Annotated in this window: 13 protein-coding genes; 2 read left to right on the top strand and 11 right to left on the bottom strand. The window is 44.0% G+C overall.

Annotated features, from left to right (window positions below):
• Nucleotides 1–3: 3 nt before the first annotated feature.
• Both addA and addB read right to left on the bottom strand, forming a co-directional pair.
• Nucleotides 4–3714 (bottom strand): helicase-exonuclease AddAB subunit AddA, encoded by a 3711-nt coding sequence (gene addA, locus ACTNC6_RS01880; RefSeq protein ID WP_441043067.1) that lies wholly within the window; start codon nucleotides 3712–3714, stop codon nucleotides 4–6.
• Entirely contained in the window at nucleotides 3714–7061 is a 3348-nt protein-coding gene (gene addB / locus ACTNC6_RS01875; RefSeq protein ID WP_441043065.1) for a helicase-exonuclease AddAB subunit AddB, read from the bottom strand. The genes addA and addB overlap by 1 nt, the downstream gene beginning before the upstream one ends.
• Nucleotides 7062–7165: 104 nt before the next feature.
• Between addB and ACTNC6_RS01870 the strand changes: the two genes are divergently transcribed.
• On the top strand, nucleotides 7166–7603 hold the full coding sequence (locus ACTNC6_RS01870) for an FMN-binding protein (RefSeq protein WP_173743997.1): 438 nt from the start codon (nucleotides 7166–7168) through the stop codon (nucleotides 7601–7603).
• 78 nt (nucleotides 7604–7681) lie between these two features.
• Here the strand turns inward: ACTNC6_RS01870 and ACTNC6_RS01865 are convergent, their stop codons facing one another.
• The 9 genes from ACTNC6_RS01865 to ACTNC6_RS01825 form a co-directional block, all read right to left on the bottom strand.
• Nucleotides 7682–9616 (bottom strand): NAD(+) synthase, encoded by a 1935-nt coding sequence (locus ACTNC6_RS01865; RefSeq protein WP_441032360.1) that lies wholly within the window; start codon nucleotides 9614–9616, stop codon nucleotides 7682–7684.
• A gap of 56 nt (nucleotides 9617–9672) precedes the next feature.
• The gene (gene hslO, locus ACTNC6_RS01860) at nucleotides 9673–10551 is read right to left on the bottom strand and encodes an Hsp33 family molecular chaperone HslO (RefSeq protein ID WP_173743999.1); all 879 of its coding nucleotides are present in this window, start codon (nucleotides 10549–10551) and stop codon (nucleotides 9673–9675) included.
• Nucleotides 10552–10619: 68 nt separating this feature from the next.
• Nucleotides 10620–11429, bottom strand: a complete 810-nt coding sequence (locus ACTNC6_RS01855; protein WP_441032355.1) for a class I SAM-dependent DNA methyltransferase — start codon at nucleotides 11427–11429, stop codon at nucleotides 10620–10622.
• A gap of 212 nt (nucleotides 11430–11641) precedes the next feature.
• On the bottom strand, nucleotides 11642–12733 hold the full coding sequence (locus ACTNC6_RS01850; RefSeq protein WP_441043064.1) for a hypothetical protein: 1092 nt from the start codon (nucleotides 12731–12733) through the stop codon (nucleotides 11642–11644).
• Between the two features lie 202 nt (nucleotides 12734–12935).
• Nucleotides 12936–14993 (bottom strand): HelD family protein, encoded by a 2058-nt coding sequence (locus tag ACTNC6_RS01845; protein WP_441043063.1) that lies wholly within the window; start codon nucleotides 14991–14993, stop codon nucleotides 12936–12938.
• A 247-nt stretch (nucleotides 14994–15240) separates the two neighbouring features.
• Nucleotides 15241–17079 carry an ABC transporter ATP-binding protein gene (locus ACTNC6_RS01840; RefSeq protein ID WP_055057266.1) on the bottom strand — a complete coding sequence of 613 codons (1839 nt, stop codon included), beginning with the start codon at nucleotides 17077–17079 and terminating at the stop codon, nucleotides 15241–15243.
• The gene (locus tag ACTNC6_RS01835; protein WP_291809096.1) at nucleotides 17076–19238 is read right to left on the bottom strand and encodes an ABC transporter ATP-binding protein; all 2163 of its coding nucleotides are present in this window, start codon (nucleotides 19236–19238) and stop codon (nucleotides 17076–17078) included. The genes ACTNC6_RS01840 and ACTNC6_RS01835 overlap by 4 nt, the downstream gene beginning before the upstream one ends.
• 68 nt (nucleotides 19239–19306) lie before the next feature.
• Complete coding sequence (locus tag ACTNC6_RS01830) at nucleotides 19307–19780, bottom strand: MarR family winged helix-turn-helix transcriptional regulator (RefSeq protein WP_441043062.1); 474 nt, start codon at nucleotides 19778–19780, stop codon at nucleotides 19307–19309.
• A gap of 233 nt (nucleotides 19781–20013) precedes the next feature.
• Nucleotides 20014–20898: a LysR family transcriptional regulator gene (locus tag ACTNC6_RS01825; RefSeq protein ID WP_441043061.1), complete on the bottom strand. Its 885-nt coding sequence runs from the start codon at nucleotides 20896–20898 to the stop codon at nucleotides 20014–20016.
• A 166-nt stretch (nucleotides 20899–21064) separates the two neighbouring features.
• Here ACTNC6_RS01825 and ACTNC6_RS01820 point away from each other — a divergent pair, with 166 nt between their 5' ends.
• On the top strand, nucleotides 21065–22399 hold the full coding sequence (locus ACTNC6_RS01820) for a sodium-dependent transporter (RefSeq protein ID WP_441043060.1): 1335 nt from the start codon (nucleotides 21065–21067) through the stop codon (nucleotides 22397–22399).
• The last annotated feature ends 31 nt before the right edge of the window (nucleotides 22400–22430 follow it).

Below are 22430 nucleotides of genomic sequence, written 5' to 3'. Positions count from 1 at the left end.
TTTTTATTTTTCCTGCAATACAATCTCTTTCTGCAGGGTAAAGGAATAAATAATCTTTTCTTTTACTTTTTTCCCGGTCATCCTCTCCAGCGCCTGGGCATAATCCTCCAGCTGCACATGATACAGATCGATCAGCTTCTGTTCCTGCCCCCTTCTCACTCTGTCTGTTTTGTAATCTACCAGAACAATCTCACCGTCCTCTACAAAATATGCATCAATGATTCCCTGCACCAGTACTGTTTCCCCCTGCCACAAATCATCCAGCATAGCTGCGCTTCTCTGAATCACAAAGGGCTGCTCTCTGTAAAGCCTCCTCTGCACAGCCGCATTTTTCATCCTCTGTCCCAGTCCGGAATCTACAAATCTCCGAATATCTAAAATACGGATACAATCTCTTTCCTGCTCTGACAGTTTCTGACTTTCCACCAGTCTCTCCAGCTGTTTCTTCAGCTGTCCGTCTGTTTCTACCTGCAAATAGTCCAGACACTCCATTACCCGATGATAAGCAGTACCCCGGGCAGCTCCCCTGTATTCTTCACCGGAAGCTTTCATAAATCCGGGCACAGGCATCTCTGCCTCTGTTTCTGTATCCTCCGGCACCATCTGCAGAACCTCATTGTCCTGCCAGCCTCTCTTCTTTAACTCGGATACACTGACCTTCACAGGAATTTCTTCCAGGTATCGGAAGGGATATACATAGGAAAAACGTTCTTCGATCTCCTCTCTCACTTTTGCATCATAAATCTGTTCCGGGTTCCAGTTTTTCAGTATTTCTTCCTGCATCTGGTTTCCTGTCTGAAGAAGTATCTCCTCCTCTGTCATCTGGCGAAGGGTGATCTTTCTTATGTTAAAGTCCGCAGGGTCATCATAAAACCTTTCTACCCTGTGCATGGGCACACCGTATTCTCCAAACAGTTCTGTCATGGACCTGTGTCTGGCCAGGGCCGGCAGTACAAAATCCCAGTAATTTCTGGCCTTTAACCGTACTCCCAGCGGAAGCACCTGCCCCTCTTCCTCCAGAAATCCGGCCAGGGACGGAATACGTTTATCCAGTTTTCCCACAGTTCCTGTAAGGATCAGTTTCTCTTTTGCCCTGGTCATAGCCACATACAGTACTCGCAGCTCCTCTCCCAGACTTTCCTTGAGAAGCTCTCTTCGTACCATCTGTTTATTCAGGGAGGACGCAATGATTCTTTTTTCCGGAAGTATTGCATCTGTCCCCAGTCCCAGTTCCGGATGGATCAGCAATCTGGCATTCAGATCCTGGAAATTAAACTGTTTTCCCATTCCTGCCGCAAACACCACAGGAAATTCCAATCCTTTGCTTTTATGAATGGTCATAATTTCTACCGCTGTACTTCCTGCACCTGCCAGATTGACCTCTCCGTAATCCACTTCATAAGCCTGAAGCTGTTCAATATAGCGGACAAAATTAAATAACCCTCTATAGCTGGTCTTTTCATAGGCCATAGCCTTTTCCACCAGCATGGAGAGATTTGCATATCTCTGCTCTCCTCCCGGAAGTGCCCTGGCATAATTTCCATAACCGGTTTCTTTCAATATGAAAAGGATCAGCTGGTGCACCGGAGTATAGGTTGCCATATTTCTCACTTTCTCCAGCAGTTCCAGAAATCTCTGCAGCTTTTCCATCAAAGGCTTCTCTGCAGCATCGTATCCTTCTTCCCGGCTTTTCACATATTGTTCTACACTGTCCCACAAAAGTCCCTGTGGATACAGCACCCTGATCTGGGCCAGTTCCTGGGAAGTGCATCCCACCATAGGCGAACGGAGCACTCCGGTAAGTGGGATATCCTGAAGGGGATTGTCACACACCTTCAGATAATTCAGCACAGTAATTATTTCCAAAGCAGAGAAATATCCGGTTCTGGAAGTGCAGTACACAGGAATCCCCTGGGAAGCCAGTACCTCTCTGAAGGTTTCCGACCATCCATATGCACTTCTCAGCAGAATTACAATATCCCCATACTCCACCGGCCTGTATTTCCCGGTTTTTTTGTCCAAAATTTCTTCTCTGCCGACCATTCCCTGAATCCTCTGGGCAATAGCCAGAGCCTCCAGCTCCTGTGCATTCTGGTCTCCTGCTTCTTCCTCCAGTTCTGCCCCGTCCTTCTCCACCAGAAGTACCTCGGTTTTTACAAATTCCCGGGATCCCCCTGCCGGAAAATCAGCGCCCGGATAGAGAGCTGCGTCCTTGTCATAGGCGATTCCTCCCAGATCCTCTCCCATGATCTGCCGGAAAATGAAATTTACACTCTCCAGCACCTGTGCCCTGCTTCGGAAGTTTTTGTGAAGATCAATCCTTTGCTCCTCTCCGTCCTCTACAGAATAGCTTTTATATTTCTCCATAAACAGCTCCGGTCTGGCCAGACGGAATCTGTAAATACTCTGTTTCACATCTCCTACCATAAAGATGTTTTTCCTCTGATTTACCCATCCGGATACTGCTGTAGTCAGAAGCTCCTGAACCAGATTACTGTCCTGATATTCGTCCACCAGCACTTCCTCATATTTCTCCGAAAGCTCTATGGCAGCCTGGGACATCTGTATCTGTCCATCCTCTTTTTTCATCAGGATCTTCAGTGCAAAATGCTCCATATCTGTGAAATCCAGAATATTTTTTTCACGTTTAGCTTTACTGAACCGCTCTGTAAACTGCCTTGTAAGTTCCACCAACATCTCCAAAGGCTCTCTGCTGCATTTGAGCATATCCAGGATTTCTTCCTCTGTCCCCTGGAAATATTTCTGTCCCAGCTCCCTGAGGATTTCCTTTTCCTCCTCACGCAGCTCCTTTATCCTTTGTTTCTTCTGCTCATCTGCCTCCGGCATCTTCTTTCCGCTTAATCTGGCAAAAGAAGGTTTCTCCAGGAGCTGTGCCAGAACATTATAATCTCTTTCTTCTGCAGTCTTCTTCAGCTTACGGATAAAAAGGAGATCACTGTCCAGAGCTTCCCCGTACAGATTAGGACCGTCAGGAGCATCACAAAGCTTCCTTGCCTCTCTGGCCAGGTGCTCTGCAGTTTCCAGCTCGTCAACTGCAGCCTTCCACAAAAGCTTTATACATTTTGTTTCTCTCAGCTCTTCTGTAGTTTCGATTTTATAATCATCCAGACATGCATCCAGCCACTCTTCCGGGAAAGGATTACTCATAGCCATCTCATACAGCTTCTGGATCATCCCTCCCAAAGCTTCATCATCCTTACCGGAAGCAAAACATTCTACAAATTTCTCATACTTCTCCTGCTTTTCGCTGTAATAATCCTCCAGAAGCTTCCCTGTCACATCTTCACGCAAAAGCTTCAGTTCCCCCTCATCTGCAGTCCGATAACCGGGATCCAGCCCTATGAGGTGAAAATAATTGCGGATAATATATGCACAGAATCCGTCAATAGTTGTAATCTGAGCAGTATGAAGCAGGGTGGACTGTCTCTGTAAATGCTCATTGTCCGGATCCTCATAAAGGGCTGACTCAATAGCGCTTGAAATTCTTTCCTTCATCTCACCTGCCGCTGCTCTGGTAAAGGTCATGATCAGAAGACGGTCAATATCCACCGGAGCCTCAGGATCTGTGATCTTGCTGAGAATCCTTTCCACCAGTACTGCAGTTTTACCGGAACCTGCCGCTGCGCTGACCAGAATATTTCTGTCCCTGAGGGAAATTACTTTCTGCTGTTCTTCGGTCCATTTTACTCCCATCAGTTCTCTCCCTCCTCTTCTGCAAATATCTGCCAGAGTTCATCATCTGTAAAATTCTTCAGTCTCCTGAATTCATATCCGGCGATCTTACGGTCAAACCCACATACAGAAATATAAGGGCAGTAAGTACATGCATTTCTGTTTCCCAGCTCATAGGGAGAGATCTGGGCATCTCCTCTTAGAATATCTGTCCTGATTTCATGGATTTTCTTTTTCACATAGTTTCCCAGCATCTGAAACTGCTTTCTGTCTGCCACAGAAGAATTACTGTAGAAGCCTCCGTCCTTTTTAAATGCTACAGGAATGGAAGACAAAGTCTGATCCATTTTCCGGATCATTTCAGGATCCTTCTGTACCAGACCGTTCATTTTTAATTCCTTCATAATTCCCTGTCTGACTTTCTCCACATCAGCATCTATTTTCTCCTTGATCATGGGATCCTTAATATTATAGTAAAATACACCTGCCGGGAGGATTTCCCTGTCCGGAAATTTCTTCTGTTCCACCTGCAGAGCTCCATCCAGGTAGATCATCAGCTGCAGCTGCAGACCATGATACAGACACACCAGGTCAAAGGATGTATTCCCTGTCTTGTAATCAATGACCTTCACATATACCTTATCCTGATCCTCCATAATATCTACACGGTCAATCCTGCCGCCTCCAAAGATTACCTCAAAGCCTTCCGGCTGAAAATCCCCGTTCTGGAGCTGCTTCTGCAGAGCCCATACAGTTCTCTGCAGGATTCGTCTGGTACGTTCTATCATATATTCATTTCTGGCATTACTTTTCAACACTGTATTTCCATAATCTGCTACGATCTCATTCAGACACTGATCTGCAATCTGTTCACGCTGTTCATCTGTAAGCTCCGCCCAGTTTAATCCCATTTTGTGTACACGCACTGCAAAATTTTCCAGTGCCTGATGCATCACATTTCCCATATCCATTGCTCTGAATTCATATTCTGTTCTCTCCGCCAGCCTTAGGCCATACTGAAGAAAATGGGCAAATGCACAGGCCGAAAACCGTTCCAGCCTGGTGGCACTATAAGGAGAAATTTCTCCATAAAGAGCTTTGGCCACACTCTGGCTGATCCTGTCCACAGGCTTTCGCATAAAAGCAGCCTGTACCAGATTCTGTACTATATCTTTGTATTCCGGCTGACGAAGATACCAGCTGTAAAGTTCCTGGAATATGCGGTCATCACTGCATCCTGTTTCCTGCGTTTTAGCTGTTTCCTGTACCAGCTTATCCAGGAAAAGCTCCAGTCCTGCCTCCGGAATCTCCGGAATCCAGGCTTCCCGGGTATCCTGGATTCTCTCTGTCTCCAAATCCGGAAAAAGCCCCTTGATGCTTCCAATAAGATAAGCCGGGCTGATACCCTCTCCCGCTCCATTGGTCTCACTGTAGGAAAGCACCAGCTGCCTGGAGGGCTTGGTCAGATTCAGATACAGATAGAATCTCTGCATATTCATCAGCTCCTTTGGTCCGGGCGCCAGCTCCATCCCCTGTTCTCCCAGGAAATCCCGGTCCACCTCTGACAGGATTCCTCCTGACTGTGTATTCTTGGGAATATTCCCCTCATTCATTCCAACAAAAAACAGTACTTTAATATCCTTCAGCCTGGATCTCTCCATATCTCCTACCATTACCTGATCCATACTTGGCGGGATCAGTCCTACCTCGGCCTGGGTAAGCCCTGTCTCCAGAAGCTGTCTGAACTCCTGTCTGCTCACCGTCTCTTCTCCCAGTATTTCCACCATTTTATCCAGCAGGTCTATCACAATACCATAAATCTGGCTGTATTCTTTTTCCAGAGCCTTCTCCCCCAGCTTTTTAAACTGCTCTTCCTGGAGCTTCAGCTTCTGCCATACCTGGCTTTTCACAATAAAAGCATAGAGGATCCTGCAATATTCCTCCACCCTCTTTTTTCCCGGACCAAAGCCCTCTGCCAGCTCTCCGATCTCTTCCAGAAAGATTTCCCTGATTTCATTCATCTGCAGGATCTGTCCGGGATCCATTCCTCTGTATACCCGGGTCCATTTATGGGACCATTTTTCATATCCTCGGATTCCTAAAGCCAGCACATAATTTTCCAGCTGATCTGTCTGCTCTCTGGTAACTGCTGACATGCCACAGCGCAGATATCGGAACACACTTTCATAGGGAAAGCCCTGAACCACCATCTCCATGGCAGCCCGAAGGTATTCCACAAAAGGATTCATCAGTACGGAATGCTTCTCATCAATAAAAAAGGGGATTTCTCCAGCCTCAAAGGCCTGTGAAGCCACTCTTCCATACTCTTCCAGATTTCCTGTGATCACAGCCATTTCCCCATATCTGATTCCTTTTGTCCTTACCAGATATGCCATTCTTCTGGCAACCTCATTCATCTCTGCCAACGGTGATGGCGCAGAGAACAGCTGCAGTTCCTTCTGTTCTCCCTCCCAGACATTCTTATGATACCGGAAAATATGTTTTTCCAGGAAACGAAGGGCTCCGGCTCCGGCAAATCTGGATTTCTCAGAGGGCTTCAGATATATAGGATCTTCCAGGTCCTTTGTAAGCCCGGCCAGAGCATGGATCATCTTTTTACTCATATAGAAAAGCTGATAGGGCTTCCCCACAGAATAAATATCCTCTTTCTCATCCATTGTCACTGTTACGGAAACTTTTCTGGTCAGCAGAAGCAGTTCCCGTATTACATTGATCTGGATCGGAGTAAAACCGGTAAATCCGTCAAAAAGAATTTCCGCGCCTTTTATTTTCTCTGAAAACGGAAGTACTTTTAAAAGGACATCCATAACCTCTTCCCCTGTCATATAATGTCCCTTCAGAAATTCAGAAAATGCCCGATACAGCACCGTTACATCCTGAAGCTTCATGGAAAGCAGTGTCTGAGTTCCCGCTTTCTCCTTCATTTCCTCCAGATTCTCTTCCTTGATATCATACTGCATAAATTCTGACAGGAGAGATTTCATTTCGTCCAGATATCCCGGCTTGTTCATCTGGCTTCCCAGATAGACAAGCTCTCTCCTGTGCTGCTGGACCATTTTCTGCAAGACCATGCTCTTGCCTGTATCTTCCAGGATTTTTTTATTATCGCCCCCCGTCTCTTCAAAAATTCGGTAGGCAAGACGCTGGAAACTGAGAATATCAATATTCAGGATTCCCTTTCCCGGGTGCATCTCCACCAGTGTTTTCTGGGTCTGCATGGTGAACTGCTCCGGAACAATAATATAGTAATTTCTCTCCGGATGTTCCATGGACTCCCGGATTACTCTCTCATATGCAAAATAAGACTTTCCGGCACCGGAACTGCCGATAATAAACTGTAATGACATTCTTCTCTCCTTACTGTCAGTTACTCAACATTCATTATCCCAGTATATCATAATTTAAGCACTTCTGTAATAGAATATACAAAACCATCCAGGAGGCGTGTACCATGAGTGCAAAAACCAAAATCATAGTCCTACATATGAAGGAAGTTATATATACCGGCATTTTTCTCCTTCTTGCAGTCATACTGGGAATTGTACTTTTCTTTATGTTCGGTCCTGTACAGAGGCAGCACTCTGCCGGTACTTCTCCCGACCGGTATAAACCGGGAATTTATACTTCCTCCATTGAATTAAACAGCAACACCTTTGACCTGGAAGTATCCGTAGATGCAGAAAAAATCCGCAATATCCGTCTGGTAAACTTAAGTGAAAGCACTTCCGCCATGTTTCCTCTCATGGAGCCGGCTCTGGAATCTCTTTCCAGTCAAATTTATTCCTCACAATCACTGGAAAACCTGAAGTACCCCCAGGATCAGAAATATACTTCCCTGGTACTTCTGAATGCCATTGAAGATGCTTTAAAAAAGGCGGAGAACAACTGACCTGTTCTCCGCTTTTGCTCTGCTCATTCCCATAGGAGTAAAGCAGATATTCGCAATCCGCTTCGCTACTTGATTCGGTTAAATCTCAATCTTTAATTCTTCTTTCATCCTGTCAAGCTGCTCCATCCACATGGCTGCACTGGAATCACTGGACATTCTCAGATCTCCTCTTGGAGAAACCGCTACACTTCCCACTTTTGGGCCATCCGGCAGACAGGAACGCTTAAACTGCTGGGCAAAGAAACGCCAGCAGAAGGTACGAAGCCATTTATAAATGGTCTCTTTACTGTAAACACCCTCAAAGGTCCTGCAGGCCAGTCTGTATATTTTCTCCGGATCAAATCCGGCACGCAGCATATAATACAGATAAAAATCATGAAGCTCATAAGGACCTACCAGATCCTCTGTCTTCTGGGCAATTTCTCCATCCTTTGGAGGCAGGAGTTCCGGACTTACAGGTGTATCCAGAATGTCCATCAGAACCTCTGTCAGCTTCTGATCTCCACAGGTATCTGCATAATAATGTACCAGATGGCGTACCAGGGTCTTTGGCACAGAAGCATTCACTCCATACATGGACATATGATCCCCATTGTAGGTAGCCCATCCCAGGGCAAGCTCTGACAGATCGCCGGTTCCCACCAGAAGTGAGCCATCCTGATTGGCGCTGTCCATAAGGATCTGTGTACGTTCCCTGGCCTGACTGTTTTCATAAGTAACATCATGGACAGAGGGATCATGAGAAATATCTCTGAAATGTACATTTACAGCATCTTTAATATTGATCTCACTTAAGGTTGCACCAAGGCATTCACTTAATTTGCAGGCATTTTGATAAGTTCTGTCAGTGGTACCAAAACATGGCATGGTAATACAATGAATATCTTTTCTGTCTGCGCCTGACAAATCAAAGGCTCTGGCAATTACCAGAAGGGCCAGTGTGGAATCCAGGCCTCCGGAAAGTCCCACGGTTGCTTTATGGCAATGAATATGATCCAGACGTTTCTTCAATCCCATGGCCTGAATATTCAGGATTTCATCACATCGCAGATCCCTCTCTGACTTTTGGGAAGGCACAAAAGGATATCTGGAATACTGTCTGGTAAGCTTTGTCTCCTCCATCTTGAGATGAAAAGGAATTCTCAGATGATCACTGTCCTCACAGGACTGCCAGGTGGTCAGTCTTTTTCTTTCGTCATTCAGTCTCTGAACATCAATCTCACTGTATACAATTCCGTTTTTAAACCGCTCTCCCTCTGCCAGGATCGAGCCATTTTCTGCGATCATATTCTGGCCGCCGAATACCAGATCCTGAGTGGATTCCCCTTCACCGGCATTGGCATACACATAGCCGCACACCAGTCTGGCTGACTGTCCTGATACCAGACTTCTACGATAGCTGTCCTTGCCAACCATCTCATTACTTGCAGATAAATTCACGATCAGATTTGCACCGGCCTGGGCATGGATCACGCTTGGCGGCATATTAACCCACAGATCTTCACAGATTTCTGCTGCCACAATAAGCTCCTGCAATTCTTCACACACAAACAGAAGATTGGTTCCAAATGGAATTTTTTTCCCGTTAATGCTCATAAATTCCAGACATCCCAGCCCTGATACGAAATGTCTCTGCTCATAAAACTCTCCATAATTCGGCAGATATGACTTGGGTACCAACCCCAGAATTTCCCCTCTGTTAAGCACAGCTGCTGCATTATAAAGCTTTCCTTTATTTCTCACCGGTACTCCCAGAAAGATCAGTGCATCCACATCTGCAGTGTCAGCTGCAATTCTCATCAAAGTTTCCCATGCACTGTCCAGAAGGCGTCGCTGCAAAAACAGATCCTGGCAGGTATACCCTGTGATGCAAAGCTCCGGGAAGACCATAACCTTAGTATGCTCCTTTTCCATTTCACGGATCAGACGAATAATCTCCTCTCCGTTTGCCCTGCAGTCTGCCACTGTGATATACGGTGTTGCTGCTGCTGTTTTAATATAACCGTGTCTCATTTTCTACCTCTTTTCTGACTCTTTCTCTTCCGGTATCTCTTATTTCTGTAAAACAATTATTTACATTTACGCAAGATTTCTTTCAGCTCTTCCACTGAAAATTCATAGTTTTTATTACAGAAATGACAGTTCATTTCAATGGGCTTTCCTTCCTGTATCATCTCATTTAACTCCTTACGGCCAATACTGATCAGTGCCCTTTCTACTCTCTCCCTGCTACAGTTACAGTAAAACTCTGTGGGAATCTTGTCATTGATCTCCATATCAAAACCATCCAGGACCTTTTCCAGCAGACTTTCCGGAGTATGTCCCTCTTCCAGCAGATCTGTAACAGAATTAATTTTCTTTATATTCTCTTCCAGCCTGGAGATTGTGCTTTCCTCTGCAAAAGGCATCAGCTGAACGATAAATCCACCTGCCTGGCGAACTGTATTATCCTTATTCATCAGCACACCCAGACCTACTGCTGACGGAACCTGCTCACTTGTAGCAAAATAATAGGTCAGGTCCTCTGCAATCTCACTGGTCTGAAGTACAACCTGTCCCACATATGGTTCCTTCAGTCCCATATCCTTGATAACATTCATAAATCCAACGCCTACAGCTCCTGCCACATCCAGTTTTCCCTTACTGTTTGCCGGAATACATACATCCGGATTTCCTACATATCCCTTCACTCTTCCGCGAGAATCTGCAGTTACTGTAATTCCCTCCAACGGTCCGCCGGCTTTGATCTGGAGAGTCAGGATATCCTTATCCCCTTTCATCATCACTCCCATCATAGCTCCCGCTGTAAGCAGACGTCCCAGTGCTGCTGTAGCAACCGGACTTGTGTTGTGATCCTGTCTGGCTGTCTCCACTGTTTCTGTAGTTACTGCTGCAAATGCACGGATCTGATCATTTGCTGCAATTGCTCTTATAATATAATCCTTCATTTATCTGTTGCTCCCATTTAATTACTATATTTTATGTTTGTTACTTTCTATTTTGTTTCCTGCAGAATTTATTCTTCTGTATGACGGGCACGTTCCGGAATATTTCCATGATAGTCATTTTCTGCGCTCTTTCCATGTTCTCTGGCAATAAAAGTCAGACGCTCACAATTCTCATCACCAGGAGTATGGGTATATGCATCATAAACTGCCACAAGCTCCATCCCTGCTTTCGCGATCATGACCTTTACCTCTTCTATGGAATATGCTTTCTGCACATGCTCCTCTTCGCACTTCTCATACAATCCATCTTCCCGAGGAAGGAAAAGTGCCAGCTCATACACATTCAAGGCATTCTCACTGTCATAGCTGTTCTCCCAGATAAAGCTTCCATCTTCTCTGTCCTCTGCAATCGTCCTGTCCCCGATCACATCACGATATTTATGGATTGTATTCATATCAAAAATAAAAAGTCCGCCCGGATCCAGATAATTATTCACCAGTGCAAATACATATTCCAGATCCTCTGGCTCTGTGACATAGTTCATGCTGTCACACACACTGACCACAGCCCTGACTGTACCGTACAATTCGAAATCCTGCATATCCTGAAGTAAATACAAAATATCATGTCCTGACCCTGCCCGCTTTTCCATTGCTTCTGCAAGCATCTCCTCGGAATTATCAATTCCGATCATGTCATAGCCGGCATCTGCAAGCATCTCCGTCACAGTACCGGTTCCACATCCCAGCTCCAGCACCAGGCCATCTTTTATTCCGTCCTGAACCAGTGCTTCTATAATATAGTCTGTCCATTCGCCATAATTTACATTATCCATGAAAATGTCGTAGACACCGGCAAATCTTCCATATGCTTCCATTTATTATCCCTCATAATCCCTGGTGTACTGACAGGCCGGTTTTCTGAACCATCCACTTATGGGCACACCAACTTCAAATTTCTCTGCTATTGTAACATAATATCCGTCAGTATGTAAATAAGAGGTTACTGTCAACGTTACATGTCAACATTAACGCAACAGGACGACTGCCTTTTACAGCAGCCGCCCTGTTTTTCCTGTCATTCTGTCACTTAATTCTTTGGCATGTATCTTACATATGCCGGTTCACCGCCATAATAGTAATCTCCACCATTCTCATCATATACATCCTCATCTGTGCTGAATGTATAGGTATTGCCGTCATCATCACACCAGCTGCCGTCACCATTTGGATAAATAACCAGAGGATAACCGTCAGAATTTCTGTAAATAGTTCTGGTCTGATTGGTATCATAATCCGGATCATCTGTTCCTACCGGAGTACCATCTGCAAAATATCCGTTTGAAGATCCGTCATCGCCATAGCTGCTGCTATCATAGGAGCTTCCGTCATAGGAACTTCCGTCAGAAGAAGTTGCATCTGAAGCAGTTCCATCTGCTGTTGTTCCCTCTGCTGTTGTACCGCCAGCTGTTGTTCCATCTGCTGTTCCTGTGTTCTCTGTACCTGCAGCACTGCTTCCGGTCTCAGGTGTCGCTGCTTTCAGACCTGATTCTCCGGCGATCTTAAAGGAGTCTACAGAAGCCTTGATCTTTGCCAGGGAATCCTCTTTCTTGACAGATCCTGCTACACTGTAAAACTCTGTAGTATTATCTGTAAAATATTTATTTACCACATATGCATACTCGCTCTTGTCATTCAGATAATGAACTGTATAGCTGTATACATTCACTCCGCTTACTTCCTCTGACTTGTAATCCTGGATCTCAAAGTCTGTACCCTCAACCAGATTGTCAGCCTTTACCAGGGCAGATGCAGTATCCTGAGAACTTGGAATGATGGCTACAGACATAGCCTCATCTCCGGAACCATGCAGAACCAGAAGCTTGCCCTGATCCGGTGATTCAAAGCTTACCATATCATCAGAATCTGATTTATTTGCCCAAGTAGCATCCGGAAGCTTAATGGATACCGCCTTGTTCTTGGATGTATAAGTCGTATCCTGCTTGTCAGCCGGTACCGGTGTAGCAGTCGCTTTTGGTGCCTTGGTCGGTTCCGGTGTAGGAGTTACCTGTACTACGCTGGTATCCTCGTCATTATCCCCGCCGCCAAAACTGCAGGCTGTCAAAGAGCCGGATAATACAACTGTTATCGCTAAAAGCATCAGTACTTTTTTATTTCTCATAATATCCTCCTTGGAATAGATTCATCATTCTTTTCTGCTGTTATATTGTATAGTTTACAATTTCATTACATCAATGTCAATGTTATTTCCCTGTCAAATTGCCTGCGGCAATGGAATTTTGAGAAACCTACAATTGTTCTTAATATATCAGTTACAGAAAGCCCATCTGTAAAATCCGGATTCCCGACAGACACTAATCTGCTCAGTCTCCAAGCTCATACACATGAAGCTCATGAAGTGCCCTGGTTGCGGCAATATACCTTGCCTGCTGTACCAATGGCGTCTGATCCCTCTGTGGAAAAACAGAAAATACCTGATCAAATTCCAGGCCTTTGGCCAGATAGAAGGTGGTAACCGTCAGACCTTTGCGGAAGGTACTGCTGTTTCTATCCAGATAGGACAACTTATTTTCCACATCAAAATCCTTTCCTGCCAGAATCTCCTTTAAGATTATCCACATTTTCTCTGCTTCTTTCTCTGTCCGAAGGATAACAGCTGCTGTTTCATATTGATCTTCCCCGATTTTCAACATAGCGGCTATATATTCTGCTGTCTTTTCCACATTTGAAAATGTTTTTTCCTCAACAGGCATTCCATGTCTCTGAAAAAGCTCCATATCTGTAATTCCTGCCATGCTGTTGGCATAGGAGGCAATCTCCACAGTATTCCGATAGCTTTTATTCATCACAATCCTGCGGATATCCCTTCCAAATATCTTGGGAAGAAAGGTCAGTACATCCTGCTGTTTATCATCCATAGTCTGAGCCCTGTCACCCAGGATAGTCATACGGCAGGAAAAAATCCTCTGGAGGATCTCATACTGAAGTCTGGAATAATCCTGCATCTCATCTACCACCAGATGCTTGATATTACTTCTTCCCTGCTGGCTGAACAAACGATATTTCAGATACAGCACAGGATAAACATCCTCGTATTTCAGCTTTCTTTTCTCATAGGAAGCTTTCGGAAGCCCTTTATATCCATTCTCCTTCAGGAACTGACTGTAGATCACATAGAGATCCCTGGTAGCATATAATTTCATGAATTTCTCACGGACCAGTTCTCTCTCATCATCTGCCAGATCACGGTCTCGCAGGGTCTCCACTTCATCGATAAAGTAATCTGCTACTGCTTCCATTCTGGAAAGGAGCGGAAAATCCTGGAATTTGAAATAAAACAGTTCAATAATCTCAGACTCTGTCTTCACAAAGCCATTGTATTCCACATCCCGGAAATTCATCAGCCGGTCTTCCAGTTCCAGCAGATAGCGTTCCATAAGATTTATAAATTCCATGGACTGCTTTTCCTCTGACAGAGAAGCTTTCTGCGGAAAACGGATTCTGCGTTCAATTTCATCATAGCGGTCTTCGCAGTCAGAAACTGTATCCCGAAGCTGCTTATAAGCAAAAAGATCAAAGCTCATTTCCTTAATATTCTCTTCTCCCAGTTCAGGAAGGATATGGGAAATATAATCGGAAAACACTCCATTTGGTGACAGGATCAGAATATTGGAAGACTTCAGATTCTGTCTGTCATGGTAGAGAAGATAGGCGATCCTGTGAAGCGCCACGGAAGTTTTCCCGCTTCCTGCTGCACCCTGGATCACCATGATTTTATCTTTGGTATTTCGGATGATGGCATTCTGCTCTTTCTGAATGGTACGGATGATGTTCTTAAGCTGGACTTCTCCATTACTTCCCAGTTCTGCTTTCAGGATCTCATCATCAATTTTTACATCACTTTCAAATTCATAGATCATTTTTCCGTTACGGATCTTGTACTGCCATTTGGAAGCAACCTCTCCATGGATTTCACCCATGGGAGCCTCATAGGAAGCCGGTCCTTTGTCATAGTCATAAAACAGCCCGCTTACCGGAGCACGCCAGTCGTATACTAATGGAATATGCCCCGCTTTCTCCGAAAAGTTTCCAATTCCAATATAAAAAATCTCCGGTTCCTCTTCTCCCTCATATATAAAATCCACTCTTCCAAAGAATGGAGAGTCTGCCATTCTGCGAAATCTCTGCTTCAGGATCAGCTGCTCTTCATTTGCGGAAATCTGGCGGAACAATGCCTGCTGATTATCATAATTCTCATAACCATACTGGTCCATCTCTGTATAATTTTCCCAGTAATACTCATGCATTCCCTCAATCTCTTTCTGTCCTTCCACCAGAGAAAGACTGATCTCTGTGATACGTTCTTTTAATTTTTCCAGCACATAGCCCAGATATTCTCTGCCGTTTTTCTTATCTGTCATATTGTTGATATCCTCTGATATTTGCAACTGTTCAGCAATTTCACAGTTACAATACTCCTTATTATTGTTATCATTTTCTTCTGTTTCTATGATAAAATTTATCATTTTTCGTAAGTTAGTTTTTAATTATAACATATTACCCTCTGACAGAAAAGACTAAAATCCCTCAGCCGGTATCTGTGAGATCCTATATCCACCGGATATATTCTCTTTCACAAATACCCCTGAGGGATTGTAACTTTATATTTTAAGCAGTTGCCTTATTCTCAAACTGGCTGTTATACAGATCAGCATAGAAGCCTTTCTTAGCCAGAAGCTCTTCATGATTTCCCTGCTCGATAATGTCACCGTCTTTCATAACCAGGATCAGGTCTGCATCCTTGATGGTAGAAAGTCTGTGTGCGATCACAAAGCTGGTTCTGCCCTTCATCAGATTGTCCATGGCTTTCTGGATACGCACTTCGGTTCTGGTATCTACAGAGGAGGTTGCCTCATCCAGGATCAGGATCTTATTATTGGCAAGAATTGCCCTGGCAATAGTGAGAAGCTGTTTCTGTCCCTGGGAAATATTGCTGGTTTCTTCATCCAGAACCATGTCATAGCCGCCCGGCTGCTGCATGATAAAGTTGTGCACATGGGCTGCCTTTGCTGCTGCGATCACCTCTTCATCTGTAGCATCCAGACGTCCGTAACGGATATTTTCCATAATGGTTCCTGAGAACAGCCAGGTATCCTGGAGCACCATACCAAACATTTCTCTCAGACTGCTTCTGTTAAAGTCTTTGATGTCATAACCGTCTACCTTAATACTTCCGCCATTGAGATCATAGAATCTCATAAGCAGTTTCACCATAGTTGTCTTTCCTGCACCTGTAGGACCTACAATGGCAATCTTCTGGCCATCCTTCACATCTGCTGAGAAGTCATTGATAATGATCTTATCCGGATTGTAACCGAATTTTACATGTTCAAACTGTACATCTCCTGTAAGTGTATTAACATCTACAGGGTTCTTCTCATTCTGACTCTCTTCCGGCTCCTCCAGGAATTCAAATACTCGTTCGGAAGCTGCTGCTGAAGACTGTAACAGGTTTGTAACCTGTGCGATCTGCTGGATTGGCTGTGTAAAGTTACGGATGTACTGGAAGAAGGACTGGATATCACCGACTTCAATACTTTTTTTGATTACAAACACGCCGCCTAAGAGAGCTACCATTACATATCCAAGGTTACCTACAAACTGCATGATGGGCATCATCATTCCTGAGAAGAACTGAGATTTCCATGCAGATTCATAAAGCTTCTGATTGTCTTTTTCAAATTCTTCTACTACATCATTCTCTTTGTTAAAAACCCGGACTACATTATGACCGCCGAAGTTCTCTTCGATCTGACCGTTTACTTTACCCAGATAGCTCTGCTGATCCTGGAAGTATTTCTGGGAATGCTTCATGACAGTCTGGATGATGAACATGGAAACCGGCAGGATCAGAAGTGCTGCCAAAGTCATCCACACGTTAATGGAAAGCATCATAATAAATACACCGATCAGAGTTGTCACTGATGTGATCAGCTGCGTCAGACTCTGGTTCAGACTCATTTGCAGAGTGTCCACATCATTGGTGATACGGGAGAGGATCTCTCCGTTTGTTCTGCTCTCATAATAATTCAGAGGCAGTCTGTTGATTTTCTTTGAAATATCTTTTCTCAGATTATAGGTAACATCATTGGAGATCCCGGACATTACAAATCCCTGTACAAAGGAAAAGCATGCACTTAACACATATAATCCAAGTGTCCATAACAGGATCATCCCGATCTTTCCGAAGTCAATTTCACCGGTTCCGTTTACCTTGGCAACCAGGCCGTTAAACAGCTCTGTGGTCGCCTTACCTAAAATCTTAGGCCCTACAATACTAAACACAGTTCCCGCTACTGCAAAAATAAACATCAGTATAAAGCGGAATTTATATCGTCCCATATAACGGAAAAGCTTAGCCATGGAGCCCTTGAAGTCTTTCGCCTTTTCGCCGGACATCATACGTCCATGTCCTCCCATAGGACCTCTTCTTCTCTGTTCGCTCATGCCAGTTCCTCCTCTGATAACTGAGATCTTGCAATCTGCTGATATACCTCACAATTTGCCATCAGTTCCTTATGAGTTCCAATACCTGCCATATGTCCGTCGTCCAGTACAATGATCTGATCTGCACCAAGGATGGTACTGATCCTCTGGGCAACGATTACGGTAGTTGCGTCCTTGGTGTACTCCTTCAATGCCTTTCTTAACTGACTGTCAGTCTTAAAGTCAAGGGCAGAGAAGCTGTCATCAAAGATAAAGATTTCCGGATCCTTTGCAATGGCTCTGGCAATGGACAGACGCTGTTTCTGTCCGCCCGAAACATTGGTACCTCCCTGTGATACAGGGGATTCATATTTCTCCGGTTTGGTATCAATAAATTCTGTAGCCTGTGCAACCTCTGCTGCTTCCTTTACCTGTGCATCAGTGATCTCCGGCTTACCATAGCGGATATTGGAATCAATAGTACCCGAGAAAAGTACACCCTTCTGAGGCACATATCCCAGTTTGTCACGAAGTTCTTTCTGAGTCATGTCGCGGACATCCACACCATCTACTTTAACAGAACCCTTTGTCACATCATAGTATCTGGGAATCAGATTGATCAGGGTACTCTTACCACTTCCAGTACTTCCGATCACTGCGATTGTCTGACCTTTCTTTGCTTTAAAGGAAATGTCTGTCAGTACATTCTCACCTGCTTCCGGGTAAGCGAAGGATACATGGTCAAATTCAATCTCACCTTTCACATTTTCTGACGGATGTACCGGAGTTTCCGGATCCTGAATAGAAACCTCTGTTTTCAGAACCTCATCAATACGAAGTGCTGCAACATTTGCTCTCGGGAGCATAATGGACATTGCAGTGATCATCAGAAAGGACATAATAATCTGCATTGCATACTGGATAAATGCCATAACATTACCAACCTGCATGGTTCCGTTGTCTACTGCATGGGCACCACTGTAAATAATAAGTACAGATACACCATTCATGATCAGCATCATAATGGGCATCATAAAAGTCATACATCTGTTGACAAACAGGTTTGTTTTTGTCAGATCCAGATTTGCTTTCTCAAAACGATCTTCCTCATGCTTCTCACGGCTGAATGCACGGATAACAGGAATACCTGTCAGGATCTCACGGGATACCAGATTCAGTCTGTCGATCAGAGTCTGTAAGATAGTGAATTTTGGCATTGCCACCTGGAACAGCACAAAGATCACAATCAGGATCAGACCAACTGCCACACCAAGGATCCATGTCATGGAAGAATCTGTGTTTAATACCTTGATCACTCCACCAATACCAAGGATCGGCGCGTACAGAACAATACGGAACATCATTGCCATAACCTGCTGTACCTGCTGCACATCATTGGTGCTTCGTGTGATCAGGGATGCTGTGGAGAATTTGTGATATTCTCTGCTGGAGAAGCTCATAACCTTGCGGTAAATGCTGTTTCTCAGGTCATGACCAAGTCTGCCTGCCACTCTGGCCGAAATAAATGTGACGCTGATTGCTGCCAGCATGATCACCAGTGCCATGGCAAGCATTCTGATACCTGACATCAGGATGTAATGCATCTGAATGGCATCCACATCTTTCCCCAATGCTTCATATTCTGAAGCAACAAAGGAAACACCAGCCTGTGTCACAATAGACTCCGGCATATCTTTCAGCTTCTCATCCATCTGACTCATAATCTGCTGTACTGCTTCTTCCGGCATCTGTGCCAGTGCTGTCAACGGGTCTGTTCCCTCCGGAAGGCCCATCTGTGCAACCATTGCCTGCCCCTGCTCACTGTCTTCGGAAAAGGCAGCTACCATCATCATTGCCTTTGAGAAATCCTCATTTAAATTCTCTCTGGTTTCTTTGGAAATATCATCGTTTAATACCCAGGTATCATCTTCCTGTGTATAATTCTGTGAAACTTCCTTTTTCTGATCCTCATCCATAAAAATCTGAAGATTCTGCAAGGTTGAATCCCGAAGCTTATCCGGCACACTGTCTTCAATACCTTTCTGCTGGATACCTACATTAATGATCTTGGAGGTATAATCCGGCAGGGAAAGATCACAGTACGCCTGCAGAAACAGAAGTGCTATGATCAGGACAATGTATCCCGCTGATTTCTTCAGATATTTCATCAGTTTAATCATTGCTTGATTCCCTCTTTTCCTATTTTTAATATTTTTCTCAATCTGCTCCACCATGTATTTTTCAGTTTCTACCTGTTGACAGGTATCTCCGAAATATTATCCAGAATCTGCCCAAAAAACCTTCGTAAAAGACATAGCTCTGTTTCGCTGAAATTGCTGAACATCACTTTTTCCACAGCTTTGCTTTCCTGCTGAATCTCCTCCACGATTTTTTTTCCGTTTTCTGTCAGATATACACGCATAATGCGTTGATCTTTAACATCACGTCTCCTGCAGACAATATCTGCTTTCTCAAGACGCTGAATACTTACATTTACAGTAGGCGGTGTCACACCCATACATTCTGCGATCTCCTTCTGGCTACAGCCGTTATTTCTGTATACGATCATAATGATTGGCATCTGTCCCTGCTGGATACCGATTTCCCGTATACGCTGCATACATCTCATACCATATTGGCGGTTGATCTCCATAAAAAGCGCAGGCATGCTTTTCTCTTCTCGTTTCTCTTTCTCATTCTTCTCCTCTTCCGGGCACCACATAGCTTCACTCCTTTCCGGCCTCTGTCCTCTTTCAGGTCTGATATTATTCTTTAATTAGCCTGACTAATTATATATAATATACTTTTAGACAAAAAATGCAAGTATTTTTTGTGCAGTTTATAATTATTTTAGATTTATCTTTGATATTTCCAATTTGTAAATATTCAATTTTATTTTGCCCGGCTAATATTTTTCATCTTAGGTCGAATAAAATTTCCAGTATTCTTCAAGCTCTATCTCTGCATAACTTCTTTATAAAATTCTATAAACACATTAATTGCCGGAGACCGCCATTTATTTTTGTGGAGCAGCAACTGTGTCCATACAGTTACCGGGCAGCCGGCAACATCCAGTCTTTTAATCTGTCCGTCTTTCACATATTTCTCCGAAATAAAATCCGGAAGAAAGGAAAGCAGGCTGCTGTTTTTTACCAGTTCACATATCTGAAGCGGATTTCCGATTTCAAGAACAGGGCGGATTTCCAGTGATTGGGATGCAAGAGTTTCATTCAGTATTTTTCTGTAGCTCATGGCTTGTTCTGTTAACACAAACTCATTCTGAGAAATTTCACTTAATTTCCATGAACAGCCTGCAACAGGATTATCAGCCGCTGCAATAAAATGTACCTGTTCTTCCTGTTCCGCACAAATAATAAAATCCGAATCATAAATATGCCTGTCCAGAGTAAAAACCAGATCTGTTTCGTTCTTCCGCAATTTATCAAACATCTGCTCTGTACCGTTTTCTGTTATCTCCACTTTTATTTCCGGATACTGATGATGAAAACGCAGAAAATCATTTTTAAAATATCTGCTGCAGACAGAACTGGACATAGACAACCGAATCTCACCTTCAATGCTTTCAGCTGAATTCAGCGAATCAAGCATTTTCGCCTGTGCCTTCAGAATATTTCGAGCCTGCTGCAAAACCAAAACTCCTTTTTCCGTAAGATTGATTTTATGATAATAACGGTCAAACAGCCTGACATCAAGTTCCTTTTCCAGTTGTTTAATCTGTGAATAAACTGTAGACTGCGTATATCCCAGTTCTTTTGCAGCAGCCGAAAATCCGGAATATTCACATACTGCAATAAAAGTTTTTAACACATTTGTATCCATAGTTCATTCTTCCCATAACTTTCCAGTATTTTTCCATTGAAACATTGAATCGTTATTTTTTATAAACGATATTTTCAATAAAATACAACAAAACAATCAATTTTACAAATATTGTTTTTTATCTTATAATATCCCTTATATGAACTTCTGAAGGGAGCGTTATCTTATGAAACGTGAACAGCTTGGAAGCCGGCTTGGCTTCATTATGCTTTCCGCCGGCTGCGCCATTGGCTGCGGAAATGTATGGAAATTCCCGTGGATGTGCGGGCAAAATGGTGGCGGCAGCTTTATGCTGATCTATCTTCTGTGTCTGGTCATCCTGGGAATCCCGGCTCTTGTGTTGGAATTTTCCATCGGAAGAGCGGCTCAGACAAGTCCCCTTTTCATGTACCGTAAGCTGGAAAAACCAGGACAGAAATGGGGGATTTTCGGCTGGTTCTGTCTGCTTGGCAACATTGCCCTAATGGCATTTTACACTGTTGTCTGCGGCTGGATCATTTATTATTTTGTACAGTTTCTCAGAGGTAAAAATGGTTCACTGGGATTTTCAGCCATGATCTCCTCTCCCTCTGTGAATGTATTCTTCTTACTGGTCACTGTAGTCATTGCATTTTTCATCCTTTCCTTCAATCTTCAGGGAGGACTGGAGCGTGTGACAAAATATATGATGTCTGCGCTGCTGGTACTGATGCTTACTCTCGCTGTGCACAGTCTTTTTCTGAAAGGCGCAGGTGAGGGAATGACCTTTTATCTGAAACCGGATTTCTCAAAGATAGATGGTTCGGTGATCGTAGGGGCAATGAACCAGGCATTCTTTACTTTATCTACAGGTATGGGTGGCATGGCTATCTTTGGCAGCTATATTGGTAAAGAGCATTCTCTAATGGGGGAAGCTATTCATGTGATCACACTGGACACACTGGTTGCTTTTCTGGCAGGAGTTATTATTTTCCCTGCATGCTTTACCTTTGATCTGGAAGTAAATGCAGGTCCGAGCCTTCTGTTTGATACAATGGCAACAGTTTTTAACAACATGTCCGGAGGTCGCATCTGGGGTTCCTTATTCTTCCTGTTCATGGTATTTGCAGCTATGTCAACAGTTCTGGGAGTGTGCGAAAACATCCTGGCAATGATACGTGAGCTTACCGGCTGGTCTCGTCCAAAAGGCAGCGTGGTCTGCGGCACAGGTGTCTTTCTTCTGGCACTTACCACAGCCCTTGGTTTCAGCGTTTTCCACTTCCAGCCATTTGCCGAAGGAACTACCTGGCTTGATTTCTGGGATTTTATTGTTTCCAACAATATTTTACCCCTTGGCTCTCTCATCCTTGCACTCTTCTGCTGTAATAAGTTCGGCTGGGGATGGGATAACTTTATCAGAGAGAGCAATACCGGTAAGGGCTTAAAGGTACAGAGCTGGATGAAACCGCTCTTCCGGTTTGTACTTCCGATTATAATTGCCTTTATCTATGTTTATGGTATGAGTACATTCAACTGGCGTTAAAATCAAAGTCGTTTACAGCAAGCGCCGGGCA

The organism is Blautia sp. HCP3S3_C4 (assembly GCF_052064095.1).
Classification (GTDB): domain Bacteria; phylum Bacillota; class Clostridia; order Lachnospirales; family Lachnospiraceae; genus Blautia_A.
Note: the sequence above shows the minus strand (reverse complement) of the source record. Positions and strands in the feature narration are given on the sequence as shown.

What these genes read in the sequence shown, in the direction of transcription:
- addA (WP_441043067.1), bottom strand. Translation starts at nt 3,714, where the DNA reads ATGGGAGTAAAATGGACCGAAGAACAGCAGAAAGTAATTTCCCTCAGG.
- addB (WP_441043065.1), bottom strand. Translation starts at nt 7,061, where the DNA reads ATGTCATTACAGTTTATTATCGGCAGTTCCGGTGCCGGAAAGTCTTAT.
- ACTNC6_RS01870 (WP_173743997.1), top strand. Translation starts at nt 7,166, where the DNA reads ATGAGTGCAAAAACCAAAATCATAGTCCTACATATGAAGGAAGTTATA.
- ACTNC6_RS01865 (WP_441032360.1), bottom strand. Translation starts at nt 9,616, where the DNA reads ATGAGACACGGTTATATTAAAACAGCAGCAGCAACACCGTATATCACA.
- hslO (WP_173743999.1), bottom strand. Translation starts at nt 10,551, where the DNA reads ATGAAGGATTATATTATAAGAGCAATTGCAGCAAATGATCAGATCCGT.
- ACTNC6_RS01855 (WP_441032355.1), bottom strand. Translation starts at nt 11,429, where the DNA reads ATGGAAGCATATGGAAGATTTGCCGGTGTCTACGACATTTTCATGGAT.
- ACTNC6_RS01850 (WP_441043064.1), bottom strand. Translation starts at nt 12,733, where the DNA reads ATGAGAAATAAAAAAGTACTGATGCTTTTAGCGATAACAGTTGTATTA.
- ACTNC6_RS01845 (WP_441043063.1), bottom strand. Translation starts at nt 14,993, where the DNA reads ATGACAGATAAGAAAAACGGCAGAGAATATCTGGGCTATGTGCTGGAA.
- ACTNC6_RS01840 (WP_055057266.1), bottom strand. Translation starts at nt 17,079, where the DNA reads ATGAGCGAACAGAGAAGAAGAGGTCCTATGGGAGGACATGGACGTATG.
- ACTNC6_RS01835 (WP_291809096.1), bottom strand. Translation starts at nt 19,238, where the DNA reads ATGATTAAACTGATGAAATATCTGAAGAAATCAGCGGGATACATTGTC.
- ACTNC6_RS01830 (WP_441043062.1), bottom strand. Translation starts at nt 19,780, where the DNA reads ATGTGGTGCCCGGAAGAGGAGAAGAATGAGAAAGAGAAACGAGAAGAG.
- ACTNC6_RS01825 (WP_441043061.1), bottom strand. Translation starts at nt 20,898, where the DNA reads ATGGATACAAATGTGTTAAAAACTTTTATTGCAGTATGTGAATATTCC.
- ACTNC6_RS01820 (WP_441043060.1), top strand. Translation starts at nt 21,065, where the DNA reads ATGAAACGTGAACAGCTTGGAAGCCGGCTTGGCTTCATTATGCTTTCC.